The organism is Uliginosibacterium gangwonense DSM 18521 (genome assembly GCF_000373965.1).
Classification (GTDB): Bacteria; Pseudomonadota; Gammaproteobacteria; order Burkholderiales; family Rhodocyclaceae; genus Uliginosibacterium; species Uliginosibacterium gangwonense.
The window spans coordinates 164,484-179,685 of record NZ_KB892835.1; the positions used below are offsets into that span (position 1 = coordinate 164,484).

Here is a 15,202-nt window from a genome sequence, read left to right on the forward strand (position 1 = left end):
ACAGGAAGAGTGCCAATGAATCGAGCAGCCTTTGTATCCATCGCGCTGGCAGGCTTCGGCTTATGCCAGACGACCTCCGCCGTGCAGGATATTGATGCCAAGAGCCTGTCGGAAGACAAGATCTCCATCATCGACCTGAGCCGTCCCGGTGTGGCGGGCAAGACCTATCTGGCGGCCACCCTCATGGCCGCCCCCATGCAGAAGGTCTGTGCCACGATTCAGAATTACCCCGCCTATCCAAAGTTTATGCCCAATACCGACAAGGCCGAGCTTGTCAAAACAGCGAGTGGAGACACTCAGGTTGATATGACGCTCAAGTTGCCGCTGGGCAAGATCAAGAAATACCGTTTGCAGATGGAGCCCCGGCTTAGCGCCCAATCCTGCAAGCTGGCCTGGAAGATGCTCCCCCGCCCGGAACTCACGCCGGAAGAGACGATTGCCGACACCACGGGGTACTGGTTGCTCACCCCCTGGGAAGCCGACCCTGCCAAGACGGTGGTCAAATATCACGTCTATTCAGACCCCGGCCCCGTGCCCGTTGGTCTGGGCTGGATTGTCGATGCCATGGGCAAGGACAGTCTGCCCAAAGCGCTTGAAGCATTGCGTGGGCAGGTGCAGAAACGCTGAACGCAACAGGCGGTGCAAGCGTGGCGGTCAAGCTGCGCTTGCCCGCTTGGGCAGTTCAGGATGGTGCCACCGCTTCCGAAGATCACTGTATTGCCATGGATGGTTTCCACAAGGCCAATCGTGTTCGGAGGAAAAATGAAAACATTTACCGTGCTCTTCGCCTGCCTGCTGCTCAACGCAACAGCCGTTTTTGCAGCGGATGAATTCGCTACGGCCAAGGATGCCGAAGCTATGGTCAAAAAGGCGGTGGCCGCACTCAAGACCAACCGGGAGGCCACGCTGGGCGAGATTACCGCCAAGGATGCCAAGTGGATCAACCGGGATCTTTACCCCGTTGTGGTGGATATGACGGCGAAAATTCTGGCTCACGGCCAGAATCCCAAAATGGTGGGCAAGGAACTCATCGATTTCAAAGACCCGGATGGCAAAGCGTTCTACAAGGAACGGATTGATCTTGCCAACAGCAAAGGCAAGTTCTGGCAGGACTACAAATTTACCGATCCCATCACCAAGAAGGTGCTCCCCAAGCAGGCCTACTGTGAAAAGGCTGGCGATGTGGTGGTCTGTGCCGGCATCTACAAGCGCTAAGGGCTGATCACAGGCTTGTTGCGGCAATTCAGTGGGGGACGTATGCGGATTATTCACCGGGTGCTGGCCGCGCCGTTGATATGCGTATTGCTGATGCTGGTGATGGGCGGTGTTGCCTACTCAGGGCTGAGTACCGTAGGGGAGGCTTTGCGCCAGCTGTTTGAGCAGCGCTTCGACCATGTTCTGCAGGTCAAGAATGTGGAAACAGGCTTGCTTTCCGTGCACGCCGAATCCTATAGGCTGTTTACGCAAATGGATGGTGCAAGCGCCGAAAAGGTTTCTGTACAGATGGCGCACATCAACGCTTCGCTCGATAAACTTGGCAAACAGGTGGATGGGCTGGCCAACGCAACGGGTATTGCCGCTGAAGACAAGCCCATGCTGATCAAGGTGGGCCAGGGGATCGCCCAGTATCAGAAGGCGACCAATACCGCCTTGGATATGGCGACGGTAGACCCGGCCATGGGGCGCTCCGGCATGCAGACAGCGGATGACCGCTTCAAGGACGTTTCACAGGCTGTCGCCCAGGCGGTCGTGGCGCAAACCGAGGCCGCACGTGCCAGTTACCAGCATGCCCGCACAAGTTGGAGCCGAGCCATCCTGGGAAGTGTGGTGATGCTTTTAGCATCTCTTGGACTTGCCCTGGTGGTGGGGATCATCACCACACGCAGCATTGTCCGTCCTGTGGCCGAAGCCGTGCGTATTGCAGAGCGTGTGGCCGATGGGGATTTGAGCGAGACGATTACGCCGCGCTCCAAAGACGAGATCGGCCAGTTGCTGAGTGCCTTGATGCGTATGCAGATGGGCTTGAAAGGTCTGGTGGGCGAGGTTTTGGCCTCATCTAACAATGTAGGCACTGCGGCGCATTCCATGAGTGCTGTGGTGGGCGGCATGTCGGGCGGGGTCATCCAGCAGACCGAAACACTGGATCATATTTCATCGATGGTTGATGGTCTTGTCAGTAGCGTATTCAGTGCCGCCGAGCGTACCGAAGCCGTGGTGCGCATGGTGCGCGAAACGTCCGAGACCGCCACTCATGGTAATGACATGGTGGTAGAGTCTGCCAAGGGTGTGCGCAATATCGTTGGCACCGTTGATGCCACGGTTGCCTCCATGAACGCCTTGGTGGCCAGTGCAGAAGAAATCACAGGGTTTGCCAATGTCATTCACGAGATTGCAGACCAGACCAATCTGCTTGCACTCAATGCCGCCATTGAGGCAGCCCGGGCCGGAGAGCAAGGCAGAGGCTTTGCCGTGGTGGCGGACGAGGTGCGCAAGCTGGCTGAAAAAACTGCCCTGGCCACCGCGCAGATCCAGAAGATGATTGAACAGATCCAGCAGCAGGCACGGGTTGCGGCCCGTGAGATGGGGGAGGCCAAAATCATGGTTGAAGTGGGGGTTACGGGCGTGGAAGGATTATGCCAACCACTTAAAACGCTGGATGAAAGCGCCCATCAGGCCCTGCTCAATCTGAGCGAACTCAATGAAGTGGCGCGCAACCAAAGTAGCATGTCCAACGACATCAGCCAGAGTGTGGAGCGTGTGGCTGTGACCAGCAAAAACAATCTTGCCGCTGTTGAAGAAGGGCGCCAAGCCGCAGAAAAACTGGACGAACTAGCCAATACGTTGACGCAGACTGTTGCCCACTTCAAGTGCTAGCGGAGCCAGTTTCGCTTGATAGTGCCGTCAATCGTTCGCTGAGCCATTGTTTGAGCGATATGACAGATGGCGAGAGTATGCTGCGGTGGGGGCATACAAAATGCAAGGGCGTGCGCTCGCCTTGCCAGTCTGGCAGCAGCCATACAAGGCGTCCAGCCAGAATGTCTCGTATGACATCGATCTGCGACAGGCAGGCTATGCCGTGTCCATCCAGCGCCCAACGGCGCACTACTTCGCCATCATCCGCAATGCGGCGCCCCTGAACAAGCACGGTTTGCGCTTCGTCTCCCCGCAGGAACTTCCAACGGTCGTCTGCGCGCTCTTCCACCGTGTAGAGCACACAGGTGTGTTGAGCCAAATCATGGGGACGCACGGGCTTGCCCATGCGCCCCAGATAAGCGGGGGAGGCTACAGGCACGCGACGATTGGCGGGCAGAAGTGGTGAGGCTACCAGCGACTCATCACGCACCTTACCGTAACGCAGGGCCACATCTACCGGTTCGCGGAACAGATTGCTCAGCCGATCACCAACCTGTAGCCGCAGTTCCAATGCGGGATGCTCGGTCGTGAATTCATCCAGCCATTCGCGTAGCGTGTTACGCCCGAGGTCTGATGGTGCGCCGATGCGCAGTTGGCCACGCAAAGTGCTGCTTTCACCAGACAGGCTGGCTCTGCCTGCTTCTAGGACACGAAGTGCTTCAAGGGCGTGCGGCAGATAGCGCTCACCAGCGGGAGAGAGGCGCATGTTCCGGGTTGTCCGCAACAGCAGGCATTGACCAAGTGTTTTCTCAAGCCGAACCAAAGCTGCGCTGGCAGAGGCAGGGGAGTACCCCAGGATCTTGGCGGCCGCAGATAGGCTGCCTGCCTTGGCAGTATGGATGAAGACGTTGAGATCCTCAAGGTGTAGCATTTTCAAAAATATCTTGAATATCTATCAATTTTATACACGTTTTATCAATAAGCAAATCGTTCCAGAATGTACATGTGTTTTCTATTGTCATAATGGAGCGTTCGATGAAAGCAGTAGGGTTCTTCCAGTCATTACCCCTCGGTCATCCAGAAGCACTGATGGATCTGGAACTTCCAGCGCCTGAGCCACTGCAGAACGACCTGCTTGTGGAAGTCCGGGCCGTGTCTGTCAATCCTGTGGACTGCTGGATTCGTGCCTCTTCGCGGCCACAGACCGGGGCGCCATACGTGCTGGGGATGGATGCGGCAGGTATCGTGCATGAGATTGGCACAGGGGTTGAGGGATTCAAACCCGGGGACCGGGTCTGGTATTCAGGCTCGTTTCTGCGCCAAGGCTGCAGCAGTGAATTAAGTGTGGTTGATGCGCGTCTGGCGGCGCACATGCCTGATCGGCTCGGTTTTGCCGAGGCGGCGGCAATCCCGCTGACGGCCATCACAGCCTGGGAGTTGCTGTTTGAGCGTCTTGAGCTTGCCACTAAGGGTGTCGCAGGCTCTGCGGTGCTGCTTGTTGCGGGGGCCGCAGGTGGAGTGGGTTCCGTGCTGATCCAACTCGTCCGTGCGCTGACCGACCTGACCGTGATCGGTACTGCTTCGCGCCCAGACACTGCAGATTGGGTCAGGCGGATGGGGGCGCATCATGTCATAAATCACAGAGAGTCCTTGTTGCCGCAGTTGGCTGCACTCGGTATCAAGGAGGCTGATTATGTGGCGAGCCTGAGTCATACCGATCGCAACCTTGCGCAGCTAATCGAAGTGTTGAAACCGCGCGGCCATTTCGGCTTGATTGATGCGTCAGGCCCGATGGATCTGCGTCTATTCATGCCCAAGAATCACACTGTTCATTATCAGGACATGGGCATGGTCACCAAACTTGGGCCTGAGGCGGAATACAACAGGCACCAGCGTATCCTCAAGCGGATAGCGGGTCTGTTTGATCAGAATGTGTTGCAAAGCACCTTACGTTGCCATCTTGGCACCATCAATGCCAAAAACATGCTGACGGCGCATGAAATCATTGAAGGTGGGCACAGTTACGGAAAAGTTGTGCTGGAAGGATTCTAGCTACGGAGTGCTGAAGTTATACGCGGAGCAAAGAATCCTTGGGTTTCGTGCCGACTGCACTTCTGCTAATTACAGTCCCAGCTCATCCCACATGGCATCTACCCGCTGCTTGACCGCCTGATCCATCACAATCGGGCGGCCCCATTCGCGCTGGGTTTCGCCGGGCCATTTGTTGGTGGCATCCAGCCCCATTTTGCTGCCCAGCCCGGCAACGGGCGAGGCGAAGTCAAGGTAATCAATAGGGGTGTTGTCGACCATCGTGGTGTCGCGGGTGGCGTCGAACCGGGTGGTCAGGGCCCAGATCACTTCTTTCCAGTCGCGGATGTCTACGTCATCATCCACCACGATGATGATCTTGGTATACATGAACTGGCGCAGAAAACTCCAGATGCCGAACATCACGCGTTTGGCGTGCCCTGGGTAGGCCTTTTTGATGCTTACCACGGCGAGCCGGTAGCTGCAGCCTTCCGGGGGCAGATAGAAATCGGTGATTTCGGTGAATTGCTTTTGCAGCAGTGGCACGAAGACTTCGTTAAGCGCCAGCCCGAGCATGGCAGGTTCGTCGGGCGGCTTGCCGGTGTAAGTGCTGTGGTAGATTGGCTCGCGGCGCATGGTGATGCGCTCGACGGTGAATACCGGGAATTCCGCCGTTTCGTTGTAATAGCCGGTGTGGTCGCCGTAAGGGCCTTCGGTGGCGGTTTCGTTGGGGTGGATCACGCCTTCGAGCACGATTTCGGCGCTGGCTGGCACTTGCAGATCAGACCCCAGGCATTTGACCAGTTCGGTTTTGGCGCCCCGCAGCAGTCCTGCAAACTGATATTCCGATAGGCTATCCGGTACCGGGGTGACTGCGCCCAGAATCGTGGCCGGGTCACAGCCTAGCACTACGGCGATCGGGAAAGGCTGGCCAGGATTGGCAGCCTGGAATTCGCGGAAATCCAGCGCACCACCGCGATGCGCCAGCCAGCGCATGATGAGCTTGTTCGGCCCCAGCACCTGCTGGCGGTAGATGCCCAGGTTCTGGCGGCTTTTGTGAGGGCCACGGGTGACGACGAGTCCCCAGGTGACCAATGGCGCCACATCCCCCGGCCAGCAATGCTGAATGGGTAGGCGGGTGAGATCCACATCCTGGCCTTCCCACACCACTTCCTGGCACGGGGCGGAACCCAGAACCTTGGGTGACATGTTCATCACCTGCTTGAGGATGGGGAGCTTGTCCCAGGCATCCTTCAGCCCCTTGGGCGGTTCAGGCTCTTTGAGATAGGCGAGCAGCTTGCCCACTTCGCGCAACACCGTGCGCCAATCGCCTTCCTCCCCCATGCCATAAGCCACACGTTGCGGCGTGCCAAATAGGTTGGCCAGCACCGGCATGTTGTGTGGCACACCACGGGTATGCGGTTTTTCAAACAGCAGGGCCGGGCCGCCTTGCCGCAAGACGCGGTCGGCAATCTCGGTCATCTCCAGATGAGTGTCGACCGCGAGCGTGATGCGTTTGAGTTCGCCACGTGCTTCCAGTTGCCTGATAAAGTCGCGCAAATCCTTGTATTTCATACCATCCCGTTCCGAAGGCGCAACGCAGGCAAGGCTCGCGCTACGTTCAATATTGTATGGGGCCGTTCTGCTTTGCCGTTAGTGCAAGATGGCGCTGCCTGCCTTGGTGTATGTCTGCACCACATAGTCCAGCATCAGCCCCAGGAAGATGACGCCTCCGAGCCAATTGTTGTGCATGAATGCCTTGAAGCACTTCTCGCGCCCACGCTCGCGGATCAGCGTCCAGTGGTAGCAGGCCATGCCCGCAGCAGTCACAAGCCCGCTGTAGTAGCAAAGCCCTCGCCCCACGCTCATGCCCACTACCATCATCAGGGCGAGAAACGCGGCATAGCAGAGCATGATGGCGGCTACGTCGAAGCGCCCGAAAGTGATGGCAGAGGTCTTGATGCCGATGCGCAAATCGTCATTGCGATCTACCATGGCATACTCCGTGTCATAGGCGATGGCCCAGAACACATTTGCCAGCAGCATGATCCAGGCAATCGGAGGAACAGCATCGAGCAGTGCGGCAAATGCCATGGGGATGCCAAAGCCGAATGCAATGCCAAGATATGCTTGCGGAATCGCCAGGAAACGTTTGGTGAATGGGTAGCTGATGGCAAGTGCCAGCGCGGGGATGCTTAAAAGGATTGCCATCCGGTTGAGTGTGAGCACAAGTAGAAAGGCGCAAAAAGCCAAGCCTGCTGCCAGATATAGTGCTTCTCGTGGGGTGACGATGCCGGTGACCAGCGGGCGTCCTCGGGTGCGCTCAACTTCTCCATCAAAATTGCGGTCAGCCCAATCGTTGATCACGCATCCAGCTGAACGCATCAATACTGTACCCAGGAAGAAGACCCACGCTACCCACATGTTGGGATGCCCCCAGCCTGCGATCCACAAGGCCCATAAGGTGGGCCAGAGCAGAAGGAGGATGCCGATGGGTTTATCCAGACGCATCAGTTTTTCGTAGGCATCAAGTTTTTGCGTGAGTTTTGGGGGCACAGCGAGTTTCTCCGGTCTATCGGCCAAGCATCCGGTGGCGATGATAGCGCGAATCCTCAACCGTTGCGCGTACAGCCAGACCGCCACTTTTCTGCCCAAAAGAGCGGAGGCACGCGGGGGGAGAGACATGGGGGCTGCACAATGTGGTGTTAGGCTCTAAAGCAGGGGCGGCTTGGGCGTTGCAGATTTTTTTACGCAAAGAGCCCATTTCTATATCTTTGGGGCTATTTTTAAGTAAATAAAGACGTGGGAGATAACAAAATGAGTATCCGGCAAAAGTTCCAGCTCATGATCAGTATCTTCATTGCGTTGATACTATTTCAGACCGGGGTGGGGTATTGGAGTTCCTCGCGTGCGCAGGAGCACATGCAGGCCATGTATCAGCAGCAGACCCAGACTTTGGCGAAGCTTGGCAGCATGCTGGATGATGCCAATGTGATCCGGGTGCGGATGCTGCGGGCAACCCTGGCGGCTACGCCCGATGCAGCCAAGAGCGAATTGAGCCAGATCCCGACCTTGGTTGGCAATATCGATACCGCCTGGGGCGAGGTGAAGAGCAAGGCCAGCACGCCAGAAGAACGCGCCTTGGTGGAGAAATACGAGGCCAATCAGGGCAAATTCATTCAGCAGCGTGATGCGTGGCTGGGAGCCTTGCGTGCAGGGGATTTTGACAAGGCCAAGGAGGTGGCGGGCAACAAGCTGACCACGGAAGCCTTCCGCGATTCGCGTAATGCCGTCCGCGATCTCTTTGGGGTGGAAGACGTGTTGGCGCAGAAGAGTTTTGCCAGTGCGCAGACGGATTTTCGCCGCTCACTCATCGTCAGCCTTGGTATGGTGGCCTTGAGCATAGTGGTGGCTATTTTTGCTGCCCGCCTGATCATGGGGCCGGTGTTGCTGCTCCTACAAGGGGCGGTGCGGATTGCGGGTGAGGTCGCCAAGGGGAATCTGACCGAGAAGATCGTGGTCAAGGGGCGCGATGAGGTCAACCGTCTGCTTTCCGCGCTGGATGCGATGCAGGCCAATCTGCGCGAATCCATCCAGACCATGCGTCGGGTTTCCGAACAGTTGGGGACGCAATCGGGCCAGCTTTCCCATGGTGCCAAAGAAATGAATACCCAGGCCTCCACTCAGGGGGATGCCATGAACTCGGCCGCCGCTGCGATTGAGGAACTGACGGTGTCGATCCATGTGCTGTCTGGCAACGCCAGTGACGCGAACTCGACCACGGCCCAGTCCGGGCAGCGCGCACGCGATGGTGGTGACATCATCATGAAGACCACCGAACAGATCCACAGTGTGGCCGATACGGTGAACCGGGCCTCCCAAACCTTGCAGGGGATGGGGGCCAAATCCAAGCAGATCAGCCAGATTGTGGATGTGATCCGCGATATTGCCGACCAGACCAATCTGCTCGCGTTGAATGCGGCCATTGAAGCTGCCCGCGCAGGTGAACAGGGGCGCGGGTTTGCCGTGGTGGCTGACGAAGTACGTAAGCTGGCCGAACGTACCGGGCAGTCTACGCAGCAGATTGCCAAGGTGATTGATGAAGTGTTGCGTGAGACCAGCACAGCCATCCATGAGATGGATGAAGGCGTGACCAAGGTGCAGGAAGGCTCCAAGATGGCTGAGACGGCGGGCGAATCTATCCGCGAGATCGTCAAGGGCACCGATCAGGTCATGACCATGGTGACGGATATCTCGTCCGCTATTCATGAGCAGACTACGGCGGCGCAGGATATTGCCAAGAGCGTAGAGCATGTTGCGCAGATGACCGAGGAGGCGATTGCCGTGGCCAACGCCAATTCCGCCACGGCGCAGGTGCTGGCCAAGCTCTCGGATGAACTGCAGGCTGCGGTCGGGCACTTCCAAGTGGAATAATTTGGGTCTGCCCCTGCGTATTCTGGTCGAAGGGATTTATGCCCGCAGCAATTGCGAACGCCCGCCATACCAGCGGGTGTGCAAAGCTTCTGCTGCATCCGGGAAGCGGGCGAGCATTTCGTCCGCTGCCTGACGGGCTGATTCAACCAGATCAATATCCATTTCCAGATCGGCATAACGCAGCAGGGGTACGCCACTTTGCCGGGCGCCGATGAATTCGCCGGGGCCGCGCAGATGCAGATCGCGGCGGGCGATTTCGAAGCCGTCGTTGGTTTCGTAGATGGCTTTCAGGCGTGCGCGCCCGTTTTCCGACAAAGGCGAAGCGTAGATCAGTACGCAGCTTGAGGCAGCAGCCCCCCTGCCTACGCGTCCGCGCAACTGGTGCAATTGCGCCAGCCCGAATCGCTCGGCATGTTCAATCACCATCAGGCTGGCGTTGGGCACATCCACGCCCACTTCGATCACCGTGGTGGCCACCAATACCTGGGTTTCATTGCGGATGAAGGCATCCATCACCTCAGCCTTCTCAGTGGGTTTGAGGCGACCATGCACCAGCCCGACTTTGAGTTCCGCCAACTCAGTGGCGAGCACCTCATAGGTATCGACGGCGGTCTGCAATTGCAGCGCCTCGCTTTCCTCAATGAGCGGGCAAACCCAATAGGCTTGACGCCCTTCACGGCAGGCATCACGGATGCGTTCGATCACCTGATCACGGCGGGTATCGGCCACCAGTTTGGTGACGATGGGGGTGCGCCCGGGGGGGAGTTCGTCGAGTACGCTCACATCCAGGTCGGCCATATAGCTCATCGCCAGGGTGCGTGGGATGGGGGTGGCGCTCATCATCAGCATATGCGGCAGGCGTCCGTTGACCTTTTCACGGAGCGCCAGACGTTGCCGCACACCAAAGCGGTGCTGCTCATCGACGACGGCCAGCCCCAGCTTGTCGAGTGCAACGGAATCCTCAATCAGTGCGTGGGTGCCAACAATCAGCAGGGCGTCTCCTGCATCGAGTTTCTCCAGCATCACCTTGCGCTCGCGTTTTTTCTGCGAGCCGGAAAGCCACACCACCTCTAGCCCTAGCGGGCGCAGCCAGCTATCGAGCTTGCGGTAGTGCTGTTCGGCGAGGATCTCGGTGGGTGCCATCAATGCCGCCTGCATGCCGTTTTCAGCCGCCTGCAACATTGCCAAGGCCGCCACGATGGTTTTGCCGCTGCCTACATCGCCTTGCAGCAGGCGCTGCATCGGGTAGTTCTGGGCCAGATCCCGGGCGATCTCATCCACGGCGCGGGCCTGGGCGCCAGTCAGGGCAAAGGGGAGCACTTCAAGCAGGCGGCCGCACAGCGTGCCTTGGGCGAGCAGGGGCGAGGCGGCATGCGCGCGGCGCTCCATGTAAGCCTTGCGCAACGAAATCTGCTGGGCGAGCAATTCTTCAAACTTGATCCGCCGCCATGCCGGGTGGCTGCGATCTTCCAGCGCCATGAGGCTGGCATTGGGCGGGGGTTGATGCAGAAACCGCAGGCTGCGTTCCCAACCCGGTAGTTTCAGGCTGGCACGCAATTCCTTGGGAAGCAGGTCGTTCAGGTTGGCACGCTCCAGCGCGCGCACCACCAGTTTGCGCAGGGCGGATTGCACCAGCCCGGCTGTGGTGGGGTAGACCGGCGTAAGTGCCTGGGGCAACTCTGCACTGTCCGTCACGCCCTGGATGCGGGGGTGGATCATCTCCTCCCCCCAGAAGCCGCTGCGCACTTCACCAAAGGCGCGCACGCGCTTGCCGCTTTCCAGTGCCTTCTGAATGGAAGGATAGAAATTCAGGAAGCGCAGGATGAGCATGCCGGAGTCATCACGCAGCTTTACCACCAACTGGCGGCGCGGGCGCAGTACGATTTCGGCATGTTCCACCTCGCCCTCGACCTGTACCGGCGTGCCGGGGGCCGCTTCACGGATCGGGGTGAGCTGGGTTTCGTCCTCGTAGCGCAGTGGCAGATGCAACAATATATCGGCATCACAATAGAGGCCGAGTTTGTGCAGGCGTCCGGTCAGCGCAGAAGGCTTTTTCTTTGGCGGGGCTTCAGGCGTAGTCATAGGCTGCATGGCAGATCCAAGCATGCCAGCATTGGACCGCATTTGCCCCGTTTATGCAAAGTGTGGCGATTTACTTGCCCAGGTAGAGGATGGCATCGGCCTCCACCACGGCGCCCTTCGGGAGTGCGGAAACCCCCACCGCTGCACGGGCCGGGAAGGGTTCCGGGCAGTATTGGGCCATGATCTCATTGACCTTGGGGAAGTTGGCCAGATCGGTCAGATAGATCGTCAGCTTGACGGCATCAGCCAGCGAGCCACCGGCTGCTTCGGCAATGGCCGCAAGGTTTTTGAATACCTGTACCGCTTGCGCTTCAAAGCCGCCCTGCAACTGCCCGCTGGCCGGGTCCAGCCCGATCTGGCCGGAGACGTACACCGTATCGCCGGTGCGTACTGCCTGCGAGTAGGTGCCAATCGCAGCAGGCGCCTTGGGGGTTGAAACCGGTGTTTTTGAGGACATTGTCATTCTCCGTCGATACAAAACAAAAGCGCCTGCATGCGCAGGCGCTGGCAAAAACAGGGTGTGGCCGGGCTAGTCGGCTGCGCGCAGGGTAACCTCGCAGCCAAGCTTGGCGATGACCTTTTGCAAACCGATCCAGCTTTGTGCGTTGATGACCAATGGGGCCATCAGATTGGCCTTGACCGGGGCGTCGACCTCTCGCCGATGGGGCGAATCGTCTTCCCGCAGGATCAGCATCACCGCAATGTCTTCGGCACGGGTGGCCTTGAGGATTTTCGCCTCATCTTCGGTTAGGGTGAATTCATAGTGCAGGCCAAGCAGGTCCGGGGTGGTGACTGAAAAGGCCACTTCGGGTTTATCCACACTTTGCAAAATCGCCAATACCTGCTGGCTGGAGTCGACTTCCACCAGGGTGAAATGCTTGCATTCTTCAAAGCCCGGCAAGCCTGCGGGAAACTCAATGATCTTGTTGCTGGCTACTTCCAGACTGCCAAAATGCGGACTATCGACTTTCATGGTTTCCTCCTGAATGCAGTGCCGCTCTGCAGCGGTAGGCGTATTGTTGTAGGAAGCTGCTCATCATCTTACTGCGAGGCCGTGATCAGGGCTCATGTGCTGCTCTTCACCCTGCGCTGACGGTCTCTTGCTACAGATTCTGAACAGTTTCCAAGAATCTATTCATGATCTTACTGCGAGCTTGCCCCTTCGTGCCAAGGCTGGCTGCGTGCCAGAGGTTATTTGCCCACATGTTCAGCATTGCGGGGGGGCACCAGCAAGCCTTGGGCAACTCCCAGGGTGCGTAGCGTTTGCTGGGCTTTGAGGGCCTCCTCCCTGGTTTTGAAGGGGCCGAGCTGCACGCGCGTCTCAACCTGGGTGGGAATCCCCGCCAGGGCGAGTTTGGTCCGTAATTCTTCCGCATTGCTTTGATTGTTGAAAACGCCAAGCTGCACCATGAAGCCCGTGGCATGCGGGATGGCAGGGGCTACCGGGGGAGCGACTACAACGGGTTGTGGTGCGGCCGCCGGTGGCGGATTCTTGTTGGGAGCGGCGGGTTTGGTTGGAGGCTGCGCCTGCTTGGTGGTGTCGACCACCAGCCGGTCATTACCTTTTGGAGCTGTGGCGGGCTGGGGGGGCGGCGGAGTGACTACCGCGACCGGGGCGGGGCGCTTGACGGGCTCGGACTGTACGTCTTCATGCGGCTGTGGCTTGGTTTCTTCCGTGGCAGTGGCAACGGGGGCCGACATGTTGGCCACGGTGGCCTGGGTGGCATCCGGTGCTTCGCGCACGGCCCGGCTGATTTCTTCAGGCAGGGCCGGGGTGGAGACTGCGGCGGTGATAATCGAGTTGCCGATAGGCGAGCTGACGTGTGCAATGGGGGCGGCAGGGGTGTCTTTGCGCTCTTCGTAGATCAATAGCCCAGCCACCAGCACCACGATCAACCCCACGACTACGGCAGCGCGTATCACCAGTTGGCGACGTGATTCGGCGCGATTGCTGTTCCTGTCCTCTCCGGCCATCGCTTATCCTTGTGTCTGGTTGGGTGTTGCACTCAAAGAATGAACCATCTCTGCTTCGGCAATCGAGATGCCACAGCGCTCGGCGATTGCCTGCACATCATAACCGCGTTGGGCAAGCTCGACCGCCTCGCTGTAGAAAGACGATACCCGTGAGGATGAGCGTACATTTGCCAGATCCCGCCGCATGGTATCGAGTTCGGTCCGTAGCTCGGCCAACTGGCGTTGCAGATCATCCACGATATGGCGCGTCTGGCGCATTTCAAGCAGGGCGTCGAAGCCGAAGCCGCTTGCATCAGGTTCGGGGGGCGGGCGGAAACGGCGATCCGATTCATCCAGCCGCATAGGTTTGAACTCTCCTTGTGCCGAGCCGTCGCTATGGAAGGTGTCGCTTGAGGAGCTATCGCCTTCTCCGCCAACGATGCGCGACTGGATCGTGTCGCCTGGTGCCTGGGTGTTGGGTGACAAGCGCGGCATTTCACTGAGCGAGGTTTTTTTCTTCTTGCGCAGTGTTGCCAGGAACTGCAGACACAGCCAGCACAGGTAGGCCAGCAGAACTACAATTAGCCCCAGAATGATTTCTTTGACAGTCACCTTTCCTCCCGGATGATGGCTCTGAGGGCGTTCGTAACCTGAACGGCTACGATATACCGCCTCTCATGCCCCGCAGGGCACAGCCATGAAGGACGATGATACTCACAGCGTCGAGCAAATTGAAGGGTGGGCGCCCTAAAGCGCCATTCCTGTTGGACAAGCGGAGCGTGTTGTTCAGTCTCCGGGGGCGCGTGTGGCGTGGAAGTCCTGGATGATCTGCGCTGTGGGGAGCAGGCGCCCGATCAGCACGATCCGGCTTTCACGGGCTTCATCTTCAGTCCAGGGGCGACCGTAGTCGAACCCGGCAATGCGATGCACACCCTGGAAAATCAGGCGGCGTTCTTCTCCGGCAATTGCCAGGATGCCCTTGTAGCGCAATAGATCGTTGGCGTGACGTTCGAGCAGTTGATCAACAAAAGCCGAGATGGCAGCCAGATCCACGGCACCTGGGCATTCCAGCACGACGGACTCAATTGCATCGTCCCAAGATTGTTTGGCTTTGCCGCCCAGTGGGGCGGCCGCCGGTGTTTTCTGCGCCCAGATCGAGTGGGGCAGACCCCGTTCATTCAGGCTGAAACCGCCTGTGTCCAGCAGGCGCGGCCAGTGTTGGGCCAAATCGCGTGAGTCCAGCATTTCTGCACGGGCATTGATGGCCCGCAGGCGTTCGGGTAGATCACCGGGGTCGGCCAGATCGGCCTTGCTCAGAACCAGCCAGTCTGCAAAGGCAACCTGTGAGGCGGCGACGGCTTCACGATCCAACTGGCTGGCCGCGTGGCAGATGTCGACCAGGGTGATGACCGCATCCAGGCGGAAAGCCTCACGCAAGGCATCCTCCCAGAAAAAGGTCTGTACCACTGGGGCCGGATCGGCTAGCCCGGTTGTTTCGATGACCAGGCGGTCGAAGGCGATTTCCCCCCGCTCGCGGCGTGCCAGCAGATCAAGCAGGGCAGCGCTCAGCTCGCCACGTACGCTGCAACAGATGCAGCCATTCGAGAGTTCCACGATGCTGGCGGCACTCGGGGCGATCAGGCTGGCGTCAATGCCCACTGCGCCAAACTCGTTTTCAACAATGGCGATGCGCTCGTTGGGCCTTGCTGCCAGAAGGCCATTGAGCAGGGTGGTTTTGCCCGCACCCAGAAAACCGGTGAGGAGCGTGACAGGGGTTTGCTGGAACATGGGCGCTTGAGCGTGGATAAGTTGTCAGTGCTGTCTTTGTATCAAAAAAACAACCCGGTATGAA

The 15,202-nt window shown here is 58.5% G+C and carries 14 protein-coding genes; 5 read left to right on the forward strand and 9 right to left on the reverse strand.

Annotated features, from left to right (window positions below):
• Positions 1-15: 15 nt before the first annotated feature.
• The 3 genes from B145_RS0103565 (at position 16) to B145_RS0103575 (ending at position 2,874) form a co-directional block, all read left to right on the forward strand.
• Entirely contained in the window at positions 16-627 is a 612-nt protein-coding gene (locus B145_RS0103565) for an SRPBCC family protein (RefSeq protein WP_018605226.1), read from the forward strand.
• A 135-nt stretch (positions 628-762) separates the two neighbouring features.
• Complete coding sequence (locus B145_RS0103570; protein ID WP_018605227.1) at positions 763-1,215, forward strand: cache domain-containing protein; 453 nt, start codon at positions 763-765, stop codon at positions 1,213-1,215.
• Between the two features lie 42 nt (positions 1,216-1,257).
• Positions 1,258-2,874, forward strand: a complete 1,617-nt coding sequence (locus B145_RS0103575; protein ID WP_018605229.1) for a methyl-accepting chemotaxis protein — start codon at positions 1,258-1,260, stop codon at positions 2,872-2,874.
• Here B145_RS0103575 and B145_RS0103580 read toward each other — a convergent pair.
• Entirely contained in the window at positions 2,864-3,784 is a 921-nt protein-coding gene (locus B145_RS0103580) for a LysR family transcriptional regulator (RefSeq protein ID WP_018605231.1), read from the reverse strand. The genes B145_RS0103575 and B145_RS0103580 overlap by 11 nt on opposite strands.
• Before the next feature lie 104 nt (positions 3,785-3,888).
• Between B145_RS0103580 and B145_RS0103585 the strand changes: the two genes are divergently transcribed.
• Positions 3,889-4,905: a zinc-binding alcohol dehydrogenase family protein gene (locus B145_RS0103585; protein WP_018605233.1), complete on the forward strand. Its 1,017-nt coding sequence runs from the start codon at positions 3,889-3,891 to the stop codon at positions 4,903-4,905.
• A gap of 69 nt (positions 4,906-4,974) precedes the next feature.
• Here the strand turns inward: B145_RS0103585 and ubiD are convergent, their stop codons facing one another.
• Entirely contained in the window at positions 4,975-6,456 is a 1,482-nt protein-coding gene (ubiD, locus tag B145_RS0103590; protein ID WP_018605235.1) for a 4-hydroxy-3-polyprenylbenzoate decarboxylase, read from the reverse strand.
• A gap of 78 nt (positions 6,457-6,534) precedes the next feature.
• Positions 6,535-7,437 carry a 4-hydroxybenzoate octaprenyltransferase gene (gene ubiA, locus B145_RS0103595; protein ID WP_018605236.1) on the reverse strand — a complete coding sequence of 301 codons (903 nt, stop codon included), beginning with the start codon at positions 7,435-7,437 and terminating at the stop codon, positions 6,535-6,537.
• A gap of 261 nt (positions 7,438-7,698) precedes the next feature.
• On the opposite strand from ubiA, the gene B145_RS24300 reads away from it, so the two are divergent.
• The gene (locus tag B145_RS24300; RefSeq protein ID WP_018605237.1) at positions 7,699-9,315 is read left to right on the forward strand and encodes a methyl-accepting chemotaxis protein; all 1,617 of its coding nucleotides are present in this window, start codon (positions 7,699-7,701) and stop codon (positions 9,313-9,315) included.
• A gap of 36 nt (positions 9,316-9,351) precedes the next feature.
• Here the strand turns inward: B145_RS24300 and recG are convergent, their stop codons facing one another.
• The 6 genes from recG to B145_RS0103630 form a co-directional block, all read right to left on the reverse strand.
• Complete coding sequence (gene recG / locus B145_RS0103605) at positions 9,352-11,406, reverse strand: ATP-dependent DNA helicase RecG (RefSeq protein ID WP_026258793.1); 2,055 nt, start codon at positions 11,404-11,406, stop codon at positions 9,352-9,354.
• A 61-nt stretch (positions 11,407-11,467) separates the two neighbouring features.
• Positions 11,468-11,854, reverse strand: a complete 387-nt coding sequence (locus B145_RS0103610) for a RidA family protein (RefSeq protein ID WP_018605239.1) — start codon at positions 11,852-11,854, stop codon at positions 11,468-11,470.
• Between the two features lie 72 nt (positions 11,855-11,926).
• Entirely contained in the window at positions 11,927-12,370 is a 444-nt protein-coding gene (gene fliW, locus B145_RS0103615; RefSeq protein WP_018605240.1) for a flagellar assembly protein FliW, read from the reverse strand.
• A gap of 218 nt (positions 12,371-12,588) precedes the next feature.
• Positions 12,589-13,371, reverse strand: coding sequence for an SPOR domain-containing protein (locus tag B145_RS27180; RefSeq protein ID WP_018605241.1), 783 nt, complete (start codon positions 13,369-13,371; stop codon positions 12,589-12,591).
• 3 nt (positions 13,372-13,374) lie between these two features.
• The gene (locus tag B145_RS27185; RefSeq protein WP_018605242.1) at positions 13,375-13,962 is read right to left on the reverse strand and encodes a DUF2802 domain-containing protein; all 588 of its coding nucleotides are present in this window, start codon (positions 13,960-13,962) and stop codon (positions 13,375-13,377) included.
• A 174-nt stretch (positions 13,963-14,136) separates the two neighbouring features.
• On the reverse strand, positions 14,137-15,138 hold the full coding sequence (locus B145_RS0103630) for a CobW family GTP-binding protein (RefSeq protein ID WP_018605243.1): 1,002 nt from the start codon (positions 15,136-15,138) through the stop codon (positions 14,137-14,139).
• Positions 15,139-15,202: the final 64 nt, after the last annotated feature.